Annotated in this window: 20 protein-coding genes; 10 read left to right on the top strand and 10 right to left on the bottom strand. The window is 32.3% G+C overall.

Features of this window, described 5'->3' with window-relative positions:
• Positions 1 to 2: 2 nt before the first annotated feature.
• The 3 genes from A4F88_RS12275 to A4F88_RS12265 all read right to left on the bottom strand — a co-directional run bounded on the left by A4F88_RS12275 (position 3) and on the right by A4F88_RS12265 (position 2,202).
• A complete protein-coding gene (locus tag A4F88_RS12275) occupies positions 3 to 419 on the bottom strand; it encodes a hypothetical protein (protein WP_068842898.1) in 417 nt (138 codons plus the stop codon).
• Positions 420 to 452: 33 nt separating this feature from the next.
• On the bottom strand, positions 453 to 995 hold the full coding sequence (locus A4F88_RS12270) for an RNA polymerase sigma factor (protein WP_068842897.1): 543 nt from the start codon (positions 993 to 995) through the stop codon (positions 453 to 455).
• Positions 996 to 1,056: 61 nt separating this feature from the next.
• Positions 1,057 to 2,202: an SRPBCC family protein gene (locus tag A4F88_RS12265; RefSeq protein ID WP_068842896.1), complete on the bottom strand. Its 1,146-nt coding sequence runs from the start codon at positions 2,200 to 2,202 to the stop codon at positions 1,057 to 1,059.
• A 454-nt stretch (positions 2,203 to 2,656) separates the two neighbouring features.
• Here A4F88_RS12265 and A4F88_RS12255 point away from each other — a divergent pair, with 454 nt between their 5' ends.
• On the top strand, positions 2,657 to 3,037 hold the full coding sequence (locus A4F88_RS12255) for a pyrophosphohydrolase domain-containing protein (RefSeq protein ID WP_053471798.1): 381 nt from the start codon (positions 2,657 to 2,659) through the stop codon (positions 3,035 to 3,037).
• A gap of 123 nt (positions 3,038 to 3,160) precedes the next feature.
• Here the strand turns inward: A4F88_RS12255 and A4F88_RS12250 are convergent, their stop codons facing one another.
• Positions 3,161 to 4,231 carry a branched-chain amino acid aminotransferase gene (locus tag A4F88_RS12250; protein WP_068842894.1) on the bottom strand — a complete coding sequence of 357 codons (1,071 nt, stop codon included), beginning with the start codon at positions 4,229 to 4,231 and terminating at the stop codon, positions 3,161 to 3,163.
• A gap of 312 nt (positions 4,232 to 4,543) precedes the next feature.
• Between A4F88_RS12250 and mnmC2 the strand changes: the two genes are divergently transcribed.
• On the top strand, positions 4,544 to 5,209 hold the full coding sequence (mnmC2, locus tag A4F88_RS12245; RefSeq protein WP_068842893.1) for a tRNA (5-methylaminomethyl-2-thiouridine)(34)-methyltransferase MnmC2: 666 nt from the start codon (positions 4,544 to 4,546) through the stop codon (positions 5,207 to 5,209).
• Positions 5,210 to 5,375: 166 nt separating this feature from the next.
• Positions 5,376 to 5,573: a hypothetical protein gene (locus A4F88_RS12240; RefSeq protein ID WP_017496117.1), complete on the top strand. Its 198-nt coding sequence runs from the start codon at positions 5,376 to 5,378 to the stop codon at positions 5,571 to 5,573.
• Between the two features lie 29 nt (positions 5,574 to 5,602).
• Here the strand turns inward: A4F88_RS12240 and A4F88_RS12235 are convergent, their stop codons facing one another.
• Entirely contained in the window at positions 5,603 to 6,547 is a 945-nt protein-coding gene (locus A4F88_RS12235; protein WP_068842892.1) for a LysR substrate-binding domain-containing protein, read from the bottom strand.
• Positions 6,548 to 6,654: 107 nt separating this feature from the next.
• Between A4F88_RS12235 and A4F88_RS12230 the strand changes: the two genes are divergently transcribed.
• The 4 genes from A4F88_RS12230 to can all read left to right on the top strand — a co-directional run bounded on the left by A4F88_RS12230 (position 6,655) and on the right by can (position 10,035).
• Complete coding sequence (locus A4F88_RS12230; RefSeq protein ID WP_068842891.1) at positions 6,655 to 7,134, top strand: Dps family protein; 480 nt, start codon at positions 6,655 to 6,657, stop codon at positions 7,132 to 7,134.
• Between the two features lie 133 nt (positions 7,135 to 7,267).
• A complete protein-coding gene (locus A4F88_RS12225) occupies positions 7,268 to 7,552 on the top strand; it encodes a hypothetical protein (RefSeq protein WP_068842890.1) in 285 nt (94 codons plus the stop codon).
• Positions 7,553 to 7,635: 83 nt separating this feature from the next.
• Positions 7,636 to 9,291 (top strand): SulP family inorganic anion transporter, encoded by a 1,656-nt coding sequence (locus tag A4F88_RS12220; RefSeq protein WP_068842889.1) that lies wholly within the window; start codon positions 7,636 to 7,638, stop codon positions 9,289 to 9,291.
• A 108-nt stretch (positions 9,292 to 9,399) separates the two neighbouring features.
• A complete protein-coding gene (can, locus tag A4F88_RS12215) occupies positions 9,400 to 10,035 on the top strand; it encodes a carbonate dehydratase (RefSeq protein ID WP_068842888.1) in 636 nt (211 codons plus the stop codon).
• 45 nt (positions 10,036 to 10,080) lie between these two features.
• On the opposite strand, the gene A4F88_RS12210 is transcribed toward can, so the two are convergent.
• Both A4F88_RS12210 and A4F88_RS12205 read right to left on the bottom strand, forming a co-directional pair.
• The gene (locus tag A4F88_RS12210; RefSeq protein WP_068842887.1) at positions 10,081 to 11,283 is read right to left on the bottom strand and encodes an LETM1-related biofilm-associated protein; all 1,203 of its coding nucleotides are present in this window, start codon (positions 11,281 to 11,283) and stop codon (positions 10,081 to 10,083) included.
• Positions 11,284 to 11,390: 107 nt separating this feature from the next.
• Positions 11,391 to 11,918: a superoxide dismutase family protein gene (locus A4F88_RS12205; protein WP_068842886.1), complete on the bottom strand. Its 528-nt coding sequence runs from the start codon at positions 11,916 to 11,918 to the stop codon at positions 11,391 to 11,393.
• A 209-nt stretch (positions 11,919 to 12,127) separates the two neighbouring features.
• Between A4F88_RS12205 and A4F88_RS12200 the strand changes: the two genes are divergently transcribed.
• The 3 genes from A4F88_RS12200 (at position 12,128) to A4F88_RS12190 (ending at position 13,680) form a co-directional block, all read left to right on the top strand.
• The gene (locus tag A4F88_RS12200; RefSeq protein ID WP_068842885.1) at positions 12,128 to 12,562 is read left to right on the top strand and encodes an META domain-containing protein; all 435 of its coding nucleotides are present in this window, start codon (positions 12,128 to 12,130) and stop codon (positions 12,560 to 12,562) included.
• A 34-nt stretch (positions 12,563 to 12,596) separates the two neighbouring features.
• On the top strand, positions 12,597 to 13,118 hold the full coding sequence (locus A4F88_RS12195) for a DUF4251 domain-containing protein (protein ID WP_068842884.1): 522 nt from the start codon (positions 12,597 to 12,599) through the stop codon (positions 13,116 to 13,118).
• 76 nt (positions 13,119 to 13,194) lie between these two features.
• Positions 13,195 to 13,680, top strand: a complete 486-nt coding sequence (locus A4F88_RS12190) for a hypothetical protein (protein WP_068842883.1) — start codon at positions 13,195 to 13,197, stop codon at positions 13,678 to 13,680.
• A gap of 75 nt (positions 13,681 to 13,755) precedes the next feature.
• Here A4F88_RS12190 and A4F88_RS12185 read toward each other — a convergent pair whose 3' ends face one another.
• The 3 genes from A4F88_RS12185 to A4F88_RS12175 all read right to left on the bottom strand — a co-directional run bounded on the left by A4F88_RS12185 (position 13,756) and on the right by A4F88_RS12175 (position 17,302).
• Positions 13,756 to 14,850, bottom strand: a complete 1,095-nt coding sequence (locus A4F88_RS12185) for a glycoside hydrolase family 18 protein (RefSeq protein ID WP_068842882.1) — start codon at positions 14,848 to 14,850, stop codon at positions 13,756 to 13,758.
• A gap of 248 nt (positions 14,851 to 15,098) precedes the next feature.
• Complete coding sequence (locus A4F88_RS12180; RefSeq protein ID WP_068842881.1) at positions 15,099 to 16,904, bottom strand: acyl-CoA dehydrogenase family protein; 1,806 nt, start codon at positions 16,902 to 16,904, stop codon at positions 15,099 to 15,101.
• 32 nt (positions 16,905 to 16,936) lie between these two features.
• A complete protein-coding gene (locus A4F88_RS12175) occupies positions 16,937 to 17,302 on the bottom strand; it encodes a four helix bundle protein (RefSeq protein WP_068842880.1) in 366 nt (121 codons plus the stop codon).
• Positions 17,303 to 17,402: the final 100 nt, after the last annotated feature.

Here is a 17,402-nt window from a genome sequence, read left to right as displayed (position 1 = left end):
ATTTATTCTGAGATTAAATGTTCAATATTTGGATTAGTTACTAAAATGTCTTCAAGAGTTTCTTCTTCAATGGCATCGTTTTCACCTAGTTTTTGAATGTCTTTGGTGTCTAATTTTTGAATTAAATCATATTGATTCAAATTAGACTGGTAAGATAAATATGTTTCTAAAGTGTCTTCATCCAGATCTTTAGATGTAGCGTTGTAATTATTTACAATAGGAATCATAAATGTTATAACAACAGCAGCGGCGGCAGCAAGTGATAATACTTTTTTGCGTTTGTAAATCGGAATTATTTTTACTGTCTTTTCTTCATTAATTTGTTGAAGAACTTTTACTGAAAAGTCATCAAAGTAACGCTCCGGAGTTTTAAATCCGGTTGTTATTTTTGGTTCGTTTTCTAATTTAAATGCTTTCATAATGTCTATAAGATATATTTTATAACAAAAGGTTTAATTTGATGTAACATATATTTCGATTTTTTTTACTGCGTGATGATAAGATGCTTTTAAGGCTCCCACTGAAGTCCCGAGAATTTCAGCAATTTCTTCATATTTTAATTCTTCAAAATATTTCATTTTAAAGACTAGTTGTTGTTTCTCCGGTAATGTTACAATTGCTTTTTGTAATTTGACCTGAATTTCATCACCATCAAAATAATCATCTGCTTTTAAATTGTCTATTGTTTTATTTTGTAAAGCTTCAGATGAAATTCCGTTTAATTTTGCCTTTTGGTTTAGAAAAGTTAAAGCTTCGTTAGTAGCAATTCTGTACATCCAGGAAAAGAGTTTACTTTCTCCCTTAAAATTTTTTAAATACTGAAAAACCTTGACAAAGGTGTTTTGTAATACATCATCAGCATCATCATGACTTAAAACGATGTTTCGAATATGAGAATATAATGGTCTCTGGTAATCAGACAAGAGTTTTTGAAACGCGGTATTTTGCGTTTGGGGATTTAATAGTTGTTGTATAAATTCCTTTTCTTCTGTCAAATTTCCCGATTTATCTATTTAGAATGAATTCCGGATAAAAGGTTTAATCAATCATAATTCTTTAGAATTCAGATTGTTCTTCCTCTGTTTTAGGAGTTGGCTTTGGGGTTTCTGCTGGTTTTTGGGGTGAGGTTTCTGTCGCTGGTTTAGGAACGTAAGTAGAAACGGGAGCAGGAGGCGGAACAACTTTTGGTTTTGTCGGGAAATAAATTTCTGTCATTAGTTTAGACGAACTTTTAACGTCTAATTTACTAATTGTTAGAATCTCCAGGTGTGACCAGGTTAAATCGGGTGTGATTTTTTCTTTGTTTATAAAAGCAGTTGTTTTGGTAATTGCTTCGTTAATGTGAGAGTAATCACCTCTTAAAGTTGTTTTAACCGCTTCAAATCCGTTTAGGGTTCCACCTGAAATATCGCTTCCTGAAGTTGTCATGATTTCTTTGTTTGTAGGTAAACAAATCGAAATCTTGGCTAATCCTGTTGCAGTATCGTATGTATGGTAAATGATAAAAGGTTTTCCGTTAGTGTCTAAGCCATTGTTTTTGCTAAACTCAATAAGTTTTGGAATTACGATTTTTGCATTTTTAGCAATTTTCGAAATTTCACTGGTAAAGGTTTGTTTGATATAAGGAGTTTCGATTTTCTTAACCAATCCATTTACTTTAATCGCATATGTTTTAGTTTCGTAATCCAGGTTTTTGTCAATATTGGCAAGACTTTTTTCGTAAATAGTTCCAATAACTTTATTTGACCCTCCATTTAAGGCAGTGTATATTTTGAACAGAAAACTCATCGTTCCTGAAGCTTTCCAGGTTACTTTTGTTTTTCCTGCAAGTGTGTCTTTAAACGTCCAGTTTACATCAGCTTCTGTTCCGTCATATTTCATTTTTTGCTGAATACTTTCGCCTTCTTTTGTTTTTAATGTAATGGCATTTCCGTTTCCTTTGGCTCCAACCCAATAAAAAGAAGCTCCATTGCCTACTGTTTTATTTGGAAAAGTCATTTTTATCGAAGGATCTTCAATTGACCAGGATTCAAAATCTTCATAATTTCTAAAATCATTTATATAAGCATATACAGTCGCTTTTGGCGAATTGATTACTTTACTTCTTTCAACAGAGAAAATTCCCTTTTGAGTAGCAACAAAAACAGTAAGAGCAACTAAGCTTAATAATAATAGAAGGAATAAATATTTTAGAATCTTCATGGAGTAGGTTATTTGATGTCGTAAAGTTATAAATTTTATTACTAGCCGCACTAGCGGTACAGCAATAAAAGTACACTTTAAAAAAGTATTTCGGTCAAAAAAAGCCTGAAATAAAACGTTTTTAAAAAGTTAAATCATAAGCTTCCGGAATTATTAAATCCTAAATATAAAATAAATTTTCGAATTATCTTTTAAAGAAAAATTTGATCACAAATAAAATAGCTATGAAAAGCAGAAACACAATTAATACTTTATAATTTCCTTTGTAGAAAATTTTGTGTAAAGCAAGATCTTTTCGATAAGCGAAGATCATTACGATTACAAATGCAATAAAAAAACAGAGAGCGAATATTAATTGTCCTTGACTAAACATAGTTGAAATTATTTTTGACAAATTTAGAGAATTGTCCACGAATTGTTGCTAATTTGCCGTTTCATTTAATCAAATAATATCATGAAGAAACAACTTGATGCGGTTACTGAATTTCATACTGCTTTTAAAATAGGTCACAGTCAGACGCCAATTGCTGATTTGGGAGAAACGAAAAAACTACTTCGTTATAATTTAATGAAAGAAGAAAATGAAGAATATCTTGAAGCAGTTCAGAATAATGATTTAGTAGAGATTGCAGATGCTCTTGGAGATATGATGTATATTTTGTGCGGAACAATTATCGAACACGGTTTGCAGGATAAAATCGAAGCTGTTTTTGATGAAATTCAGCGCAGTAATATGAGTAAACTGGGCGAAGATGGAAAACCAATTTACAGAGAAGACGGAAAAGTAATGAAAGGTCCAAATTATTTTAAACCTGATTTTTCGAAGTTGTTGTAAAAGATTGTGTTTAATTTTAGTGCGCTTTGCGCTAAAATTAGTTTGCATTTTAGGAATTATACGAAATAGGAAACCCGATAGATTTTTAAAATCTATCGGGTTTGTTTTATGTCAATTTAAGGATTATTGAACTTTAACTGTCCATCCGTAAGTATCTTCAGAAAGTTTGTTTTGAAGACTTGTTAATTTTTCTTTTAAGAACGAAGCGTATGAGTTCTCAATTGGTGTCATTTCATAATATTCACCTTTATATGAGAAGCCTTTAATTACGCTGATAACAGCAGCAGTTCCGGCTCCAAAAATTTCTTTTAAAGATCCGTTTTTAGCAGCTTCAACTAATTCAGAAACAATAACCGGGCGAACTTCAACATTTAATCCTTCTTTTTCTGCCATTGCAATTAAACTTTTTCTGGTAATACCATCTAAAATTCTTTCGCTTGTTGGAGCAGTTAATAAAGTATCGTTGATTCTGAAAAATACGTTCATTGTTCCCGCTTCTTCCAGTTTTGTATGCGTTGCATCATCTGTCCAGATAACTTGTTGGAAACCATCTTTGTTAGCTAAATTTGTTGGGTAAAACTGTGCAGCGTAGTTTCCTGCTGCTTTTGCAGCACCAATTCCGCCATTTGCAGCTCTACTGTAATGTTCAGCAATAATTACTTTTACTTCGCCTCCATAATATGATTTGGCTGGAGAAAGTAAAATCATGAATTTATATTCATCAGATGGATTTGCAATAACACCAGGTCCTGTAGCAATCATAAAAGGACGGATGTACATACTCGCTCCGTTTCCTCTCTGAATCCATTCCTGATCGACTTTTAATAATTCATTTAAACCATCCATAAAAATAGCTTCCGGAACTTCCGGCATTGCCATACGAACAGCAGAATTGTTGAAACGTTTGTAGTTTTCATCAGGTCTAAACAACCAAACATCATTATTTTCATCTTTATAAGCTTTCATTCCTTCAAAAATCGCTTGTCCGTAATGAAAGACTTTAGAAGATGGATCCATTAAAATAGGAGCATAAGGCTTAATGACCGGAGTCTGCCATTGTCCGTTTTTGTAATCACATTCAAATAAATGGTCTGTAAATACAGCACCAAAGCTTAAGTTTTCAAAGTCTACAGAGCTTATCTTAGACGATTCAGCTTTTCTGATTTCAATTTTGCTTGTTTGAGTTGTACTCATAATTATGTAAAGTTTTTATCTAATTTGTATTCTTTAGCAGATGAAAATCTAATGTAATGATCTGATGAAGAATAGGTTTTGTTGAATGCAAAATTACGGAAAAATATATAATTTACTTGGTAAAACTGCATTAATTCCTGCATTTGACTGAGATTTATTTATCTTATAATAAACCTAAAATTTTAGCGAAGTTTTATAAAGAATTTATGAAAAAACTGTCGTTTTTTAAGGCTTTACGCATTTGTTTTGACTAAATTTGACTGATAAATTTGACTCAGAATTGGTAAAAATCTATTGTAAAATTCGAAAATTGTGAAAAGAGAAATAATTAAAACGCTAGATGGTTCAACCACAATTCATTTAGAAGAATGGAATGAAAGTTACCATTCTAAACACGGTGCAATTCAGGAAGCAAAACATGTATTTATAAAAAATGGTTTGTCTTTATTTGATAATAATCCGGTTTCTATTCTTGAAATTGGTTTTGGAACGGGTTTAAATGCTTTTATTACTTTTTTAGAATCGGAACAAAAGCAACAGCAGATAGATTATGTTGGAGTAGAAGCATACCCGGTAAATGCTGATGAAGTTTTGGCAATGAATTATGTTGCAGAACTGGACGCATTGGAATTTGATAAGATTTTTCAAAAAATGCATAAAACAGAATGGGACAAGAAAATAGAAATTAGCAGCAAATTCTCCTTAACTAAAAGAAAACAATTTTTTGATGAAATTGACGATTTTGAAATTTTTGATTTGATTTACTTTGATGCCTTCGGATATCGGGTGCAACCAGAGTTGTGGAGTACTGAAATTTTTCGAAAAATGTACAATAGTTTAAAGCCAAATGGAGTTTTGGTTACATATGCTGCTCGCGGAGTTGTTAAAAGAAGCATGATTGAGGTTGGATTTACGGTTGAAAAATTAGCCGGACCTCCCGGAAAAAGAGAGATGTTTCGAGCCTCTAAAAAGGTTTAAATGAATTGTTTAGAATGATTCTATATTGATTTATGTTTATTAAGAAAACGTATTCGCTGCTAAAGTTTTTAAAAAAATAAGTTAAAATGAGTGCTCATGAATGTTATTTGTTTAAATTTGTTGCGAGTTTAAAAATATAGATAACCCCCAAAAATCTTATTTTATTATGTCAAAAATGATGTTTGATTACACGAAATCAATACTTGAAAGAGTAAGTTTCGATCCGATACTTTTCTGTAAAGAATTAGAGAAAGCTATCAAAACACTGTTACCATACGAAATGGAACAATTGCAAGAATGGTTACTGAATTTTATTATTGAGAAACCTGAATTAAAACAAAGTCTACTACTAATTAAAGTATAAAAAAAGGAGCCAATTTGGCTCCTTTTTTATTATTGTTTCTTTTGTAGCGGACTAATGATTTGAACATTCTGAAAAACGATTGCTCCTTTTACAACTCCGGCAATGGTAGATCTGATGGCATCAATGATTTGCATTTTTAATTCGCTCTTTGGGTAAATTAAACTTACCTCACGGGCAGGTTTTGGTTCCTTAAAATTTCGAAGTTTCAGTTTATCGGATTCTTTTAAGTCTAAGGTGTGCAAGTACGGAAGTAATGTTGTACCCAAACCTTCATCGGCTAATTTTATCAGGGTTTCAAAACTTCCGCTTTGAATCTGAAAATTATTCTGATCGATGTCAGTACCGTTTTTGCATAAGTTTAAAATCCCGTCTCTAAAACAATGTCCATCCTGTAAAAGTAAAATTTCGTTTAAGTTTAAGTCAGATACTTCAATTTCTTCTTTTTGAAAACTGGCATGATGCTCCGGAATGTAGGCCACGAAAGGCTCAAAATACAAAACGATCTCTTTTATCTTTTCGTCTTCAAGAGGAGTTGCAGCAATTGCAGCGTCAAGATGACCATTTTTTAATTTTAGAATAATTTCATCTGTATTTAGCTCTTCAATTAAAAGTTTAACCTTAGGGTATTTTTTAATAAAGTTGTTTAAAAACATGGGTAAAAGCGTTGGCATAATGGTAGGGATAATTCCCAGGCGAAATTCACCTCCAATAAAACCTTTTTGCTGTTCTACTATATCTTTAATCCTGTCGGCTTCGTTTACGATATTCTTAGCCTGATTTACAATCTTCTGACCAATATCAGTAAGTTGGATCGGTTTTTTGCTTCTGTCAAAAATTAAAATATTAAGTTCTTCTTCAATTTTTTGAATCTGCATACTTAAAGTAGGCTGTGTGACGAAACATTTTTCAGCGGCAAGCGTAAAATTTTTATGTTCTGCAACGGCTAATACATATTGTAATTGAGTTATAGTCATTTTGATAGTAATTTTTGATGCAAAAATAAGAAAATATAATTTTTTTTTATCTAAATTTAGTGGAACTTCTTTTAAATTTGTAGTAAATTAGTGTAAAAATGATAACTATGAAAACAAATATTTTAGGATTACCCGTTAAAGAGTCAGAATTATTAGTAAAAGAATTAAATGTTTTGCTTTCAAATTTTCAGGTTTATTATCAAAATTTAAGAGGTATTCATTGGAATATCCGTGGAAAACGTTTCTTTGATTTACACGTAAAATTTGAAGAATTATATACAGATGCCCAATTGAAAATTGATATGATTGCCGAAAGAGTTTTGACTATTGGCGGAACTCCGTTACATACTTTTGATGATTACATCAAAAACAATAAATTAACCGTTGGTAAAAATATTTCTAACGATGAAAAAGCAGTACATTTAATTGTAAATTCTTTATCAGATTTATTAAAAATTGAAAGAGAAATATTGAAACAATCAGATGAAATAGGTGATGAAGGTACCAATTCTATGATGAGTGACTTCATTGCTGAACAGGAAAAAACAATCTGGATGATGAATGCATGGCTTGAAGAAGAGTTGTAATTCATTGTTAATTAAAGAACTAAAAAGCAGAATGATCTAAATTGATTGTTCTGCTTTTTTATTAATGTTAAATTTCTATAAAAATTTTGTATTCCCGCTTTGATTTTATTTGTTTAACGCTATTTTTGCCACAATGAAATTAGTCGCTCGCATATTATTATTCATATTTATTGCTTTTCTGGCAACACCTACTATTGTTACGGTGTTAAAGAAAAGTAATGATACGTCTATGTTCTTCAGTTTTTCTGAAGAGGAGCACTCTCATAAAGAACTTAAGGCAGCTGTTTATCCGGCAATATTTCAACATGAAGTTGTAATGCCTGTTTATATTGAAAAAAAGACTATAGTGTCTGAAAATATTGTAAAACTAGACAATATTTCTCCGAGCATTTTTGCTCCACCTCCCAACCTGGTATAATACTTCCGATTATTTTGAATTAAACTGTGCTTACATAAGTATGGTTAATCTTTAATGAATAATTTCTTTAGTATTATATTATTATGACAAAAAAAATCAATCTTTTTGCCAACCTTAAATCTGATTTTGCTTCAGGTTTAGTGGTTTTTTTGGTGGCTCTTCCATTGTGTTTAGGTATTGCAATGGCTTCTGGAGCACCTTTATTTTCCGGAATTATCGCGGGTGTTGTTGGTGGTATCGTAGTAGGTTATTTAAGTCAGTCTCATATTAGTGTCTCCGGACCTGCAGCTGGGTTAACGGCTATTATTTTAACCGCAATTACTGATCTTGGTGCTTTCGATGTTTTTTTAATGTCTGTTTTTATTGCTGGATTAATTCAATTAGCATTAGGATTTTTAAAAGCCGGAAGTATATCAAACTATTTTCCAACCAATGTAATCGAAGGTATGTTGGCAGGTATCGGTATTATAATTATTTTAAAACAATTGCCTCATGCTTTTGGTTATGATGCAGATTTTGAAGGTGATCAGGCTTTTGTTCAAAACGACGGAAGCAATTCATTTTCATTTTTATTCAATGTTTTAAATCATATACAATTAGGTGCGGTTGTTATTTCACTTATCTCATTCGTGATCTTAATTTCCTGGGAAAAAGTTTCTTTCTTAAAGAGATTAAAATTAGTTCCCGGAGCACTTGTTGCCGTAATTGCCGGAGTGGTTTTAAATGAAGTATTTGTTTCTACAGGAAGCTCATTGGCAATTGCAAAAGAACATTTGGTTTCTTTGCCAGTTCCAAAATCTTTTGATGAATTTAAATCAATTCTAATTACACCAAATTTTGCCGCTATTACAAATCCGCAAGTTTGGGTAGTTGCTATTACAATTGCCATTGTGGCTTCTATTGAAACATTACTTTGTATTGAAGCCTCTGACCGTATGGATGTTCAAAAACGTTATACTAATACCAATGTCGAACTTAAAGCACAGGGTATTGGTAATATCGTAAGTTCGCTTCTGGGCGGATTGCCTATGACATCTGTTGTAGTGAGGTCATCTGCTAATAATAATGCAGGAGCAAAATCAAAAATGTCGGCTATTATTCACGGTATACTTTTGCTGATAAGTGTTTTGGCAATTCCAACAATTTTAAATAAAATTCCGTTGGCAACATTGGCTACCGTTTTAATTTTAGTTGGATATAAATTGGCGAAACCTGCAACTTTCAAGCATTTTTGGGAGAAAGGAAAATACCAGTTTGTGCCTTTTATTGCCACTTTAGTATTTGTAGTTGCTACAGATTTACTAAAAGGTGTTGCTTTGGGAATCATCATTAGTATTATTTTTGTCTTAAGAGGAAACTTAAAAAGAGCTTACGTTTTCAAGAAAGAAGAATACGAAGATGGAGATGTTATTCATATCGATTTGGCACAGGAAGTTTCGTTCCTCAACAAAGCGGCTATCAAACAAACTCTGAATGATATTCCTGAAAATTCTAAAGTAATCATCAATGCTCATGATACAGAGTATATTGCTCATGATGTTTTAGATTTAATCCGTGAGTTTAAGGAAACACGTGCAATCGATGAAAACATTAAAGTAAAACTTAAAGGATTTAAAGAAGCCTATGAGCTTGAAAATTCGCCTGAAATTAATAATCATGTTTCAATCGAACATTACTACGATGTTGCAAAAAGAGCATTAGTTGAGAAAGAGGTAACAAAAGAAAATTTTACAAATTAATAAATTAATGTATTTCTTAGGCTTAAGAGTATTAAAATAGATAACTTTACACTATAGTACTTTGGTACACTTAAACTGTAGAAATGCAAATCAAAAAACAAAAAAAAAATGAGAGAGTTTTATAAACAAATACTTGAGAACAATAAAAAGTGGGTAGAAGATTCTTTGGCGAAAGATCCAAATTATTTTGCTGATTTAGCAAAAGGACAATCTCCGCCATTATTATGGATTGGATGTTCTGACAGCCGTGTACCTGCAAATGAAATCATTGGAGCAAAACCGGGAGAAGTATTTGTACATAGAAATATTGCCAACATGGTCGTTCACTCTGATATGAATATGTTGAGCGTACTGGATTATGCAGTAAACGTTTTAAAAGTTAAGCACGTTATTGTTTGCGGACATTATGGTTGTGGTGGTGTAAAAGCGGCTATGGGAAATCAGTCTGTTGGAATTATCGACAACTGGCTTCGTCATATTAAAGATGAATACCGTTTACATGATAAATACCTAAATTCAATCCAGGATGAAACAGAGCGTTTTAATGCTTTTGTCGAAATCAATGCTAAAGAGCAGGTTTACAACTTAGCTAAAACTTCGATTGTACAGGGAGCCTGGAAAAACGGTCAGGATTTAATGCTTCACGGATGGGTTTACGGCTTAAATTCAGGTTTTGTAACTGATTTAAATGTAACAATCAGTTCTAATGAAGAATTAGATCAGGTTTACCAATTAGATTTATAGAAGTTATACTTTATATAAAAAAATCGCCTCAAAAGGGCGATTTTTTTATTCGTTTTCATCAAGATTTTCGTTAAATGCAGATGGTAATAAAGTTGGAATAAACTTTATTAAAATAGGCAATAACAAACTTCCGCCCGGAAGTAAAAATATAGTAAGTGACGGAATTGTTTTACAGATATCCAAAAGTTGTTTTTTGACTTTTTTCTTTTCTTTGGCATCCAGATCTCTGGTTGTAGAATAAGCCAGTAAAACCATTAACTCTTTACTCTGAATGATTTCCTTAACCAGTCTGTTTTTATTTCTTACGATCAATTTTACAACGCTGTGAGTCATTTGATCATAAAAATGTTTTACAGGATTCGAGTAGTTAAAATATGGAATTTTCTTTTTATGGGTTGTAATAAATGTATTGGTAGTATTGATGCTATTGGTTACAAAATCATCAGAAACGCCCATCATAGAACCTAATGAATATAAAAAGTAAGCTTCTTCGTTTTCTACAACACCATCACTCCATAAAGCCATTCCGGCCATATCGATTAAATAGTATTGTTCCAGTTTATTGCTAAAATAATCCAATTGTAAAGTTTCTAAAGTATCAACAGTTACTTTCGAGAATTTTGAATATCGAATAGAAGCTTCAAAAAGTTTGATTAACAAATCGTCATGCTGCGATTTTACAGTTTTTGTTTTTAAAGCCAAAGCGACGATACCTAGAACAGTTTCTTCAATTCGTTTTAAATACTTTTCAGGAATCGTTCCTTTTTCTAAATACTGTCTAAAAGCCAGAACATCAATAAACAAAAGAGCATTAGTAACCAAATGTGAAAAGTTTTTACTAATAATGCTATCATTCGTCTGAACGCGCTGATCTATAATATTTTCTAACGAAAGGGAAGGAGTATCTTTTGGAAGTAATATTTTAAATAAATTAAAACCTTCAGGGTTCATTTCATTATAAAACTTCAGAACTTCTTTGATGAAAATGTTTGGTTCAAAGGTTCTTCTTTCTAAACAAAAAACGTGATATAAGGTATTTAATAAGGCAACTTTGGAAATTTCAGTTTTAAACCAGCCTTTTATCGGAACGGGAATTTGAGAATCAATAGCAATGATGTGTCCGTAGATGAATCCGGTTTCTCTCACTTTATAATAAAACGAGTCAGTAGTGTCAAAAGGAATTGCTTCTGAAAACTTTTGTTCACTAAAAAATTTATCTATCCAGCCGTGTGCTGATGGGTTGATCATTGAATTAAATTTATAGCTGCAAAGCTATATCTTTTTCTTGTTTTAGAAGGAATTAAAAATAAAATAACCACTAGATTTTTGTGAAAAATAGTGGTTATTGTTTTTTCTTATTTGATGATCCCTGCACAGGCAACTCGGCCTCCGGCATTTCCTGTTGGCTGGGTAGTAAAATCATCTGCTCCCTGATGAACAATTAAACCTTTACCTAAAACATCTTTGGTTGCATCACCGCAGCCAATGCACCATTCGTCAGTAGTTAATGTTATAGTTCCGTTTCCTTTTGCATCAGCAGTAAAGTTTCCAATGTCACCTTTATGGTATTCAGCAACACCCCATTTTCCATGCTTTTTAAAAGTAGGATTCCAGTGTCCGCCAGCAGAACTTCCATCAGCTGCACTACAATCTGCCTTTTCGTGAATATGGATAGCATGAACGCCAGGTTGTAAGCCGCTCACTTTTGCAACAAAAGTTACTTTACCATTTTTTTCTGTAAAAGTAGCTGTTCCTGTAACTGTACTATTGCTTTTTGGCTCTAAGGCAACAGTTAATGTTTTGGCATCACTTGATTTTGTATTAGTCTTACAGCCAATAATTAAGGCTGTAATTATAGCAAACGAGACGATTATTTTTTTCATATATGTGGCTTTTAAATTAAAGATTAAGTAAATTTAACATAAAATTCCGACATTGATTGGTGCCAAAAGTTAAATAAATCTAAAACTATTGATTGTAATTTATTGATATTTTAAGCAAAGAACACGAAATTATTGCGTAAATTCGTATAGTCCTGAATGAAAATTTTGGAAACCTGCGTTCATTTATTTTTAATTTAATCTTTAAAATTATGATAAAGAAAGTTTTGATTTTAGTTTTTCTGGGAGTAATCTTTATTTCATGTAATGCTTCTAAAGCTCCAAAAAACAATTCAGTTTCCACACTCGAAGGAACATGGGAACTCAATTATATAACCGGCCCAAGAATTGCTTTTGACGGTTTATATCCCAATAAAAAACCAACTATAAATTTTGATCTAAAAGAGAATCGTGTTTCAGGAAATAACAGTTGTAACTCCTTTAATGGTAAACTAAGCGTAACCGGAAACAAAATTGATTTCAATCAGCCTATGGCGGTGACCAAAATGATGTGTATGAATGGGCAGGGAGAACAGGTTTTTATGAGCACTTTGCCCAAAATAACTTCATACGATATTACAGATAATGGCAAAACCTTAAATTTTATTTCCGGTGATATAGCAATGATGCGATTCACTAAAAAATAGAAAAATACCTTTAACTCTATTAAATACATATTTTATGAAAACTAAACTATCCATTTTATTAGTGTTATGTTGTTTTTTAAACTTTCCCGTTTTTGCTCAGGAAAAAACAAAAAAAGAATTGAAAGCAGAAAGAGAACTTCAGAAACAAAAAGAAATTGAAGCGCTGATAGATGCTAAGAAATTTGATTTTGAAGCACAAAAGGTCACTCCGCAAGGAGGAAGGTTTATTATTTTAGATTATAACACTTATTTCTTAAAATTCAATCCGGAAAAAACGACTTGTGATTTACCCTTCTTTGGACGTGCATTTAATGTACCTTATGGGGGTGATGGCGGAATTAAATTTGAAGGAATTCCTCAGGATATCAAAGTAGAGAAAAAGAAAAATAGTTATACTTTAAAAACGTCTGTAAGGGGGAAAGATGATGTTTATAATCTAATGTTCTCGATTTTTTTTGATGGTGGCACAACACTTTCGATTATTAGTAATAACAGAGCATCAATTTCTTACGATGGAGAAATTAGAGCGCCAAAAACAGATGAGACTAAAAAATAAAATAGTAAAATGGCTTGAACAAGAATATATTTTATACTGTGTGTGAATTTTTAAAAACAAATTTAAAATTAAAACTATGAAAAAATTAAGTCTTATTCTTTTTATGGCACTTGCCACATTTTCTTCTTATGCTCAGTCTTCCTTTAAAGAAGATGTTGAGGTTTTGCAAAGTGTTTACGGAAAATCAAAAAGTGATCTTGTAAAACAATACATGAATTTATCTGACACGCAATCAGTAGCTTTTACCAAAGTTTATGATGATTATGAAACAGAACGTAAAGCGCTTGGGCAAACAAAGTTTCAGTTAATTAATGATTATGCAGCAAATTATGCTACACTTACAGATGCCAAAGCAGATGAGCTGGCAAAAGGGACTTTAAAAAATCATATTGCTTATGAAAAATTATACTCCAAAACTTATGGAAAAGCAAAGAAAGCAATTGGAGCTATAAATGCTGCTAAGTTTATCCAGTTAGAAGTGTATTTGCAGACTATAATCAGAGCTGAAATTCTGGAATCTATTCCTTTTATAGGAGAACTTGATAAGACAAAAGTTCAATAGTTTTCTAATTAGCAGAATAAAAAAACGGCAGTTATGAGTTTATAACTGCCGTTTTTTTATAGTTTTAAAGAATTCTTATTTTGAAGTTTTAACCTCATAGATAGCATTCACCATTCCGTTTCTTGTAGCATCTAAAGGAAGTTCCCAAAACATGATTCCGCCCAGGTTTTTAGATTTTGCGTATTCCGTTTTTGCCTTTATAGATTTTAAATCGTCTCCGGTTGCAAATGTTTTTTCCTTCTCGTTGTACCAATATGGCGCTTTTGCTTTATCATCCCAGAAATATTTCCAGCCATTTGCTTCAGTGTATGTTGTTGCGAAGTTTTTAAAATCAACTCCCTGAACATGTTCGCCTGCCTGATAAAGACCATTATTTATATTTTCAACATTTTTCCAGGTTCTGGTATAAAATGCACCGCCAATTATTAATTTTTCAGCCGGAACACCTTGTTTTAATAAATAAGTTACAGCTCTGTCTGTTGATTCTTCTTTTGGATTTGTACTATATAATGGTGTGTGGTGACCTGTAACTTTAGAATATCCGTTCACCAAGTCATAGCTCATAATGTTGATACGATTTACTAACGGAGTTACAGCTTTCCAATCGATAGATTCATCTAAATATTTTTGGAAGCCTCCTGCAGCAAAACTTAATTCATATTTTTTACCCAATGTAGAGCGAAGAATTTTGATTAACTCTGTAAAGTTAGGCTTATCGGCGGCTTGAAATAAATGTCCAGGCAGTCCCTCAATTGCCGGATATTCCCAATCTAAATCTAAACCATCTACTTTAAAATAGTTACTTACTTCTTTTACTGATTTTGCAAAAGTTAATCTTCCTTCAGTCGTTGAAAAAGCAGCAGAACATGGCTCGCAGCCTCCCCAGCCACCAAGCGAAAGAATAATTTTAAGCTGTGGATTTTTTGCTTTTAAAGAAACCAAATATTTAATAGTAGTTGAATCTTTAGGTGAATCAACACTTAATTTACCATCTTTTAAATGACAGAAACTAAAAATAATTTGATCCAGCTTATTAACTTCATATTCGTTAATTAGCTTATCATCACCTGTATAATAAGCGATGATGTCGAATTTTTTGCTTTTTTGTGCGAAAATAGTAGTTGTAAAACAGCACAATAAAAGCAAGGCAATCAGGTTAATTTGTTTCATTTTATGTTTTTTAGCGTTTTTAGAATGCTAAATATAAAACATTAGGTTCTAAAATTTGCTATTGATCCTGTAACATAAACCTAATTTTAATAAAGATTTGTGAAATGGTTAAACCATATACGTAATATAAGTTCATTTTAGACTGGGTTTATATTGCTTATTATGGTTTTGAAAAACAAAAAATAAACCCGCACAGTTTCGGAGTTGTGTGGGTTTAAACAAATTAAAAGCTAAAAACTATTTTTATATTAGAAGCAGTATGAATTCTCTGCAACTAATTTAGAGGCAATTGTTTCTCTTAATGCCACAACATTTGGCAGGTTGGTGTATTTTGTAAAACGTTTTAACCCCATTAACATCATACGTTGTTCGTCTCCTTCAGAGAAAGAAGCAATTCCTTCTTTTCCTCTTAAGTTTACAATATCAACTGCTTTGTACAAGTATAATTTTGCCATAGCAATTTGCTCTTGTACTTTATCTTCACCTTCTCTTTTAGCTAATTTCTCAGTTCTAAGAATTGTACTTTCAGCCATGTAAATTTCGATTAAGATATCAGCAGCAGCCATTAATAATTGCTGGTGAGAATCTAATTCAGGACCATATTTTTGAACAGCGCTTCCGGCAACCATTAAGAATACTTTTTTCAGGTTTGCCACGATTACTTTTTCTTCTGCAAATAATTCAGAGAAATCTGGAGTATCAAAAGATGGAATTCCCATTAATTCTTCCTGAACTTTCATTGCTGGTCCAAGTAAATCAACGTGACCTTTCATTGCTTTTTTGATCAGCATACCTACAGAAAGCATTCTGTTGATTTCATTCGTTCCTTCGTAGATTCTAGCAATACGAGCATCTCTCCAGGCACTTTCCATTGGAGTATCTTCAGAGAATCCCATTCCGCCAAAAATCTGGATTCCTTCATCAGAACAGTTTTGAACGTCCTCAGAAACTGCTACTTTCAAGATAGAACACTCGATAGCATATTCTTCAACACCTTTTAATTCTGCTTCTTGGTGAGAAGTTCCTTCTGCTTCACGAGCAGCAATTCTGTCTTCGATATCTTTTGCAGCACGGTAAGAAGCACTTTCTCCAGCGTAAGCGTTAGTTGCCATTTCAGCTAATTTAGAACGGATAGCTCCAAATGATGAAATAGAAGTATTGAACTGAATTCTTTCGTTAGCATATTTTACAGCTCCGGTTGTTACTCTTCTTTGAGCATCAAGACAAGCAGCAGCTAATTTAATACGACCAACATTTAAAGCATTCATGGCAATTTTGAAACCGTTTCCTCTTTCAGATAACATGTTTTCAACAGGAACTTTTGTTTCGTTGAAGAAAACCTGACGAGTAGAAGAAGCACGGATTCCTAATTTATGCTCTTCTTCATTCATAGAAATTCCGTTTGAAGGATCGTTTTCTACGATGAAACCTGTAATGTTTTTATCATCTCCAATACGGGCAAAAACGATGAAAACGCTGCAGAAACCTGCATTCGAAATCCACATTTTTTGTCCTGTAATAGAATAGTATTTTCCATCTTCAGATAAAACAGCTTTTGTTTTTCCTGAGTTAGCATCAGATCCAGCACCTGGTTCAGTTAAGCAATAAGCTCCAAACCATTCTCCGGTAGCTAATTTAGGAACGTATTTTTTCTTTTGTTCTTCAGTACCGTAAAGGGTAATTGGCATAGTTCCAATTCCGGTATGCGCACCAAAAGCAGTTGAGAAAGATCCTGTTGCTCCGGAAATGTAGTCACAAACTAACATTGTAGATACGAATCCCATTCCTAATCCGCCGTATTCTTCAGGAACTGCAACTCCAAGAAGTCCTAGTTCACCAGCTTTACGCATAGATGATTCAGTATAAGCATAATCTTTTTTCTCAAAACGATCTTTGTGTGCCCATAATTCTTTGTCAACGAACTCTTTTACAGAGTCACGCATCATTAACTGCTCTTCAGAGAAATCTTCTGGTGTAAAGATATCTTCGCTCTTTGTTTCTTTAACTAAAAACTGACCACCACGGGTTACGTTTTTTTCGATTGTATCTGCCATTTTGTTTTTGTTTAGATTAAAAGATGTAAGAGTCAAGAAGAAAGATTTTGATCTAACTTGTTTATGAAACCTGTTGTCATCTTTTGAAATTCAATTATTTTGTTTTCTATTTCTTCTGTTTTTGTCTTAGATAGATATTCATTTTGAAAAGCTATCAGTAATTGTGTTTGTAATTCAAATGATGAACCTAAACTAATATTCAAATAATGCTGAAAGTGTTTATTTCCTCTGTTAGAGCCTTCAGCAATATTAGAAGGCATTGAAACAGAACATCGATTCATTTGATTTGACAAACTATACGTCTCTGATTTTGGAAAGGTGGATGTTAGTTTATAGACATCATTAGTGATTTCCATAGCTATAATCCAAATTTTCAAATTCTTAAAATTGTGTCTCATGTTTTTTTGAGGCAAGATAAGAAGAAAAAATAAAAGTAGGTTTTTTGCTACTTTTTAAAGCGTTGTTTCAGAATACATTCATTCCAAAATTAAGTCTTGC

The sequence above is a fragment of the Flavobacterium chilense genome (assembly GCF_001602525.1).
Classification (GTDB): Bacteria; Bacteroidota; Bacteroidia; order Flavobacteriales; family Flavobacteriaceae; genus Flavobacterium; species Flavobacterium chilense.
The sequence above is the reverse complement of the archived record's forward strand: the minus strand, read 5'-3'. Positions and strand labels throughout refer to the sequence as shown.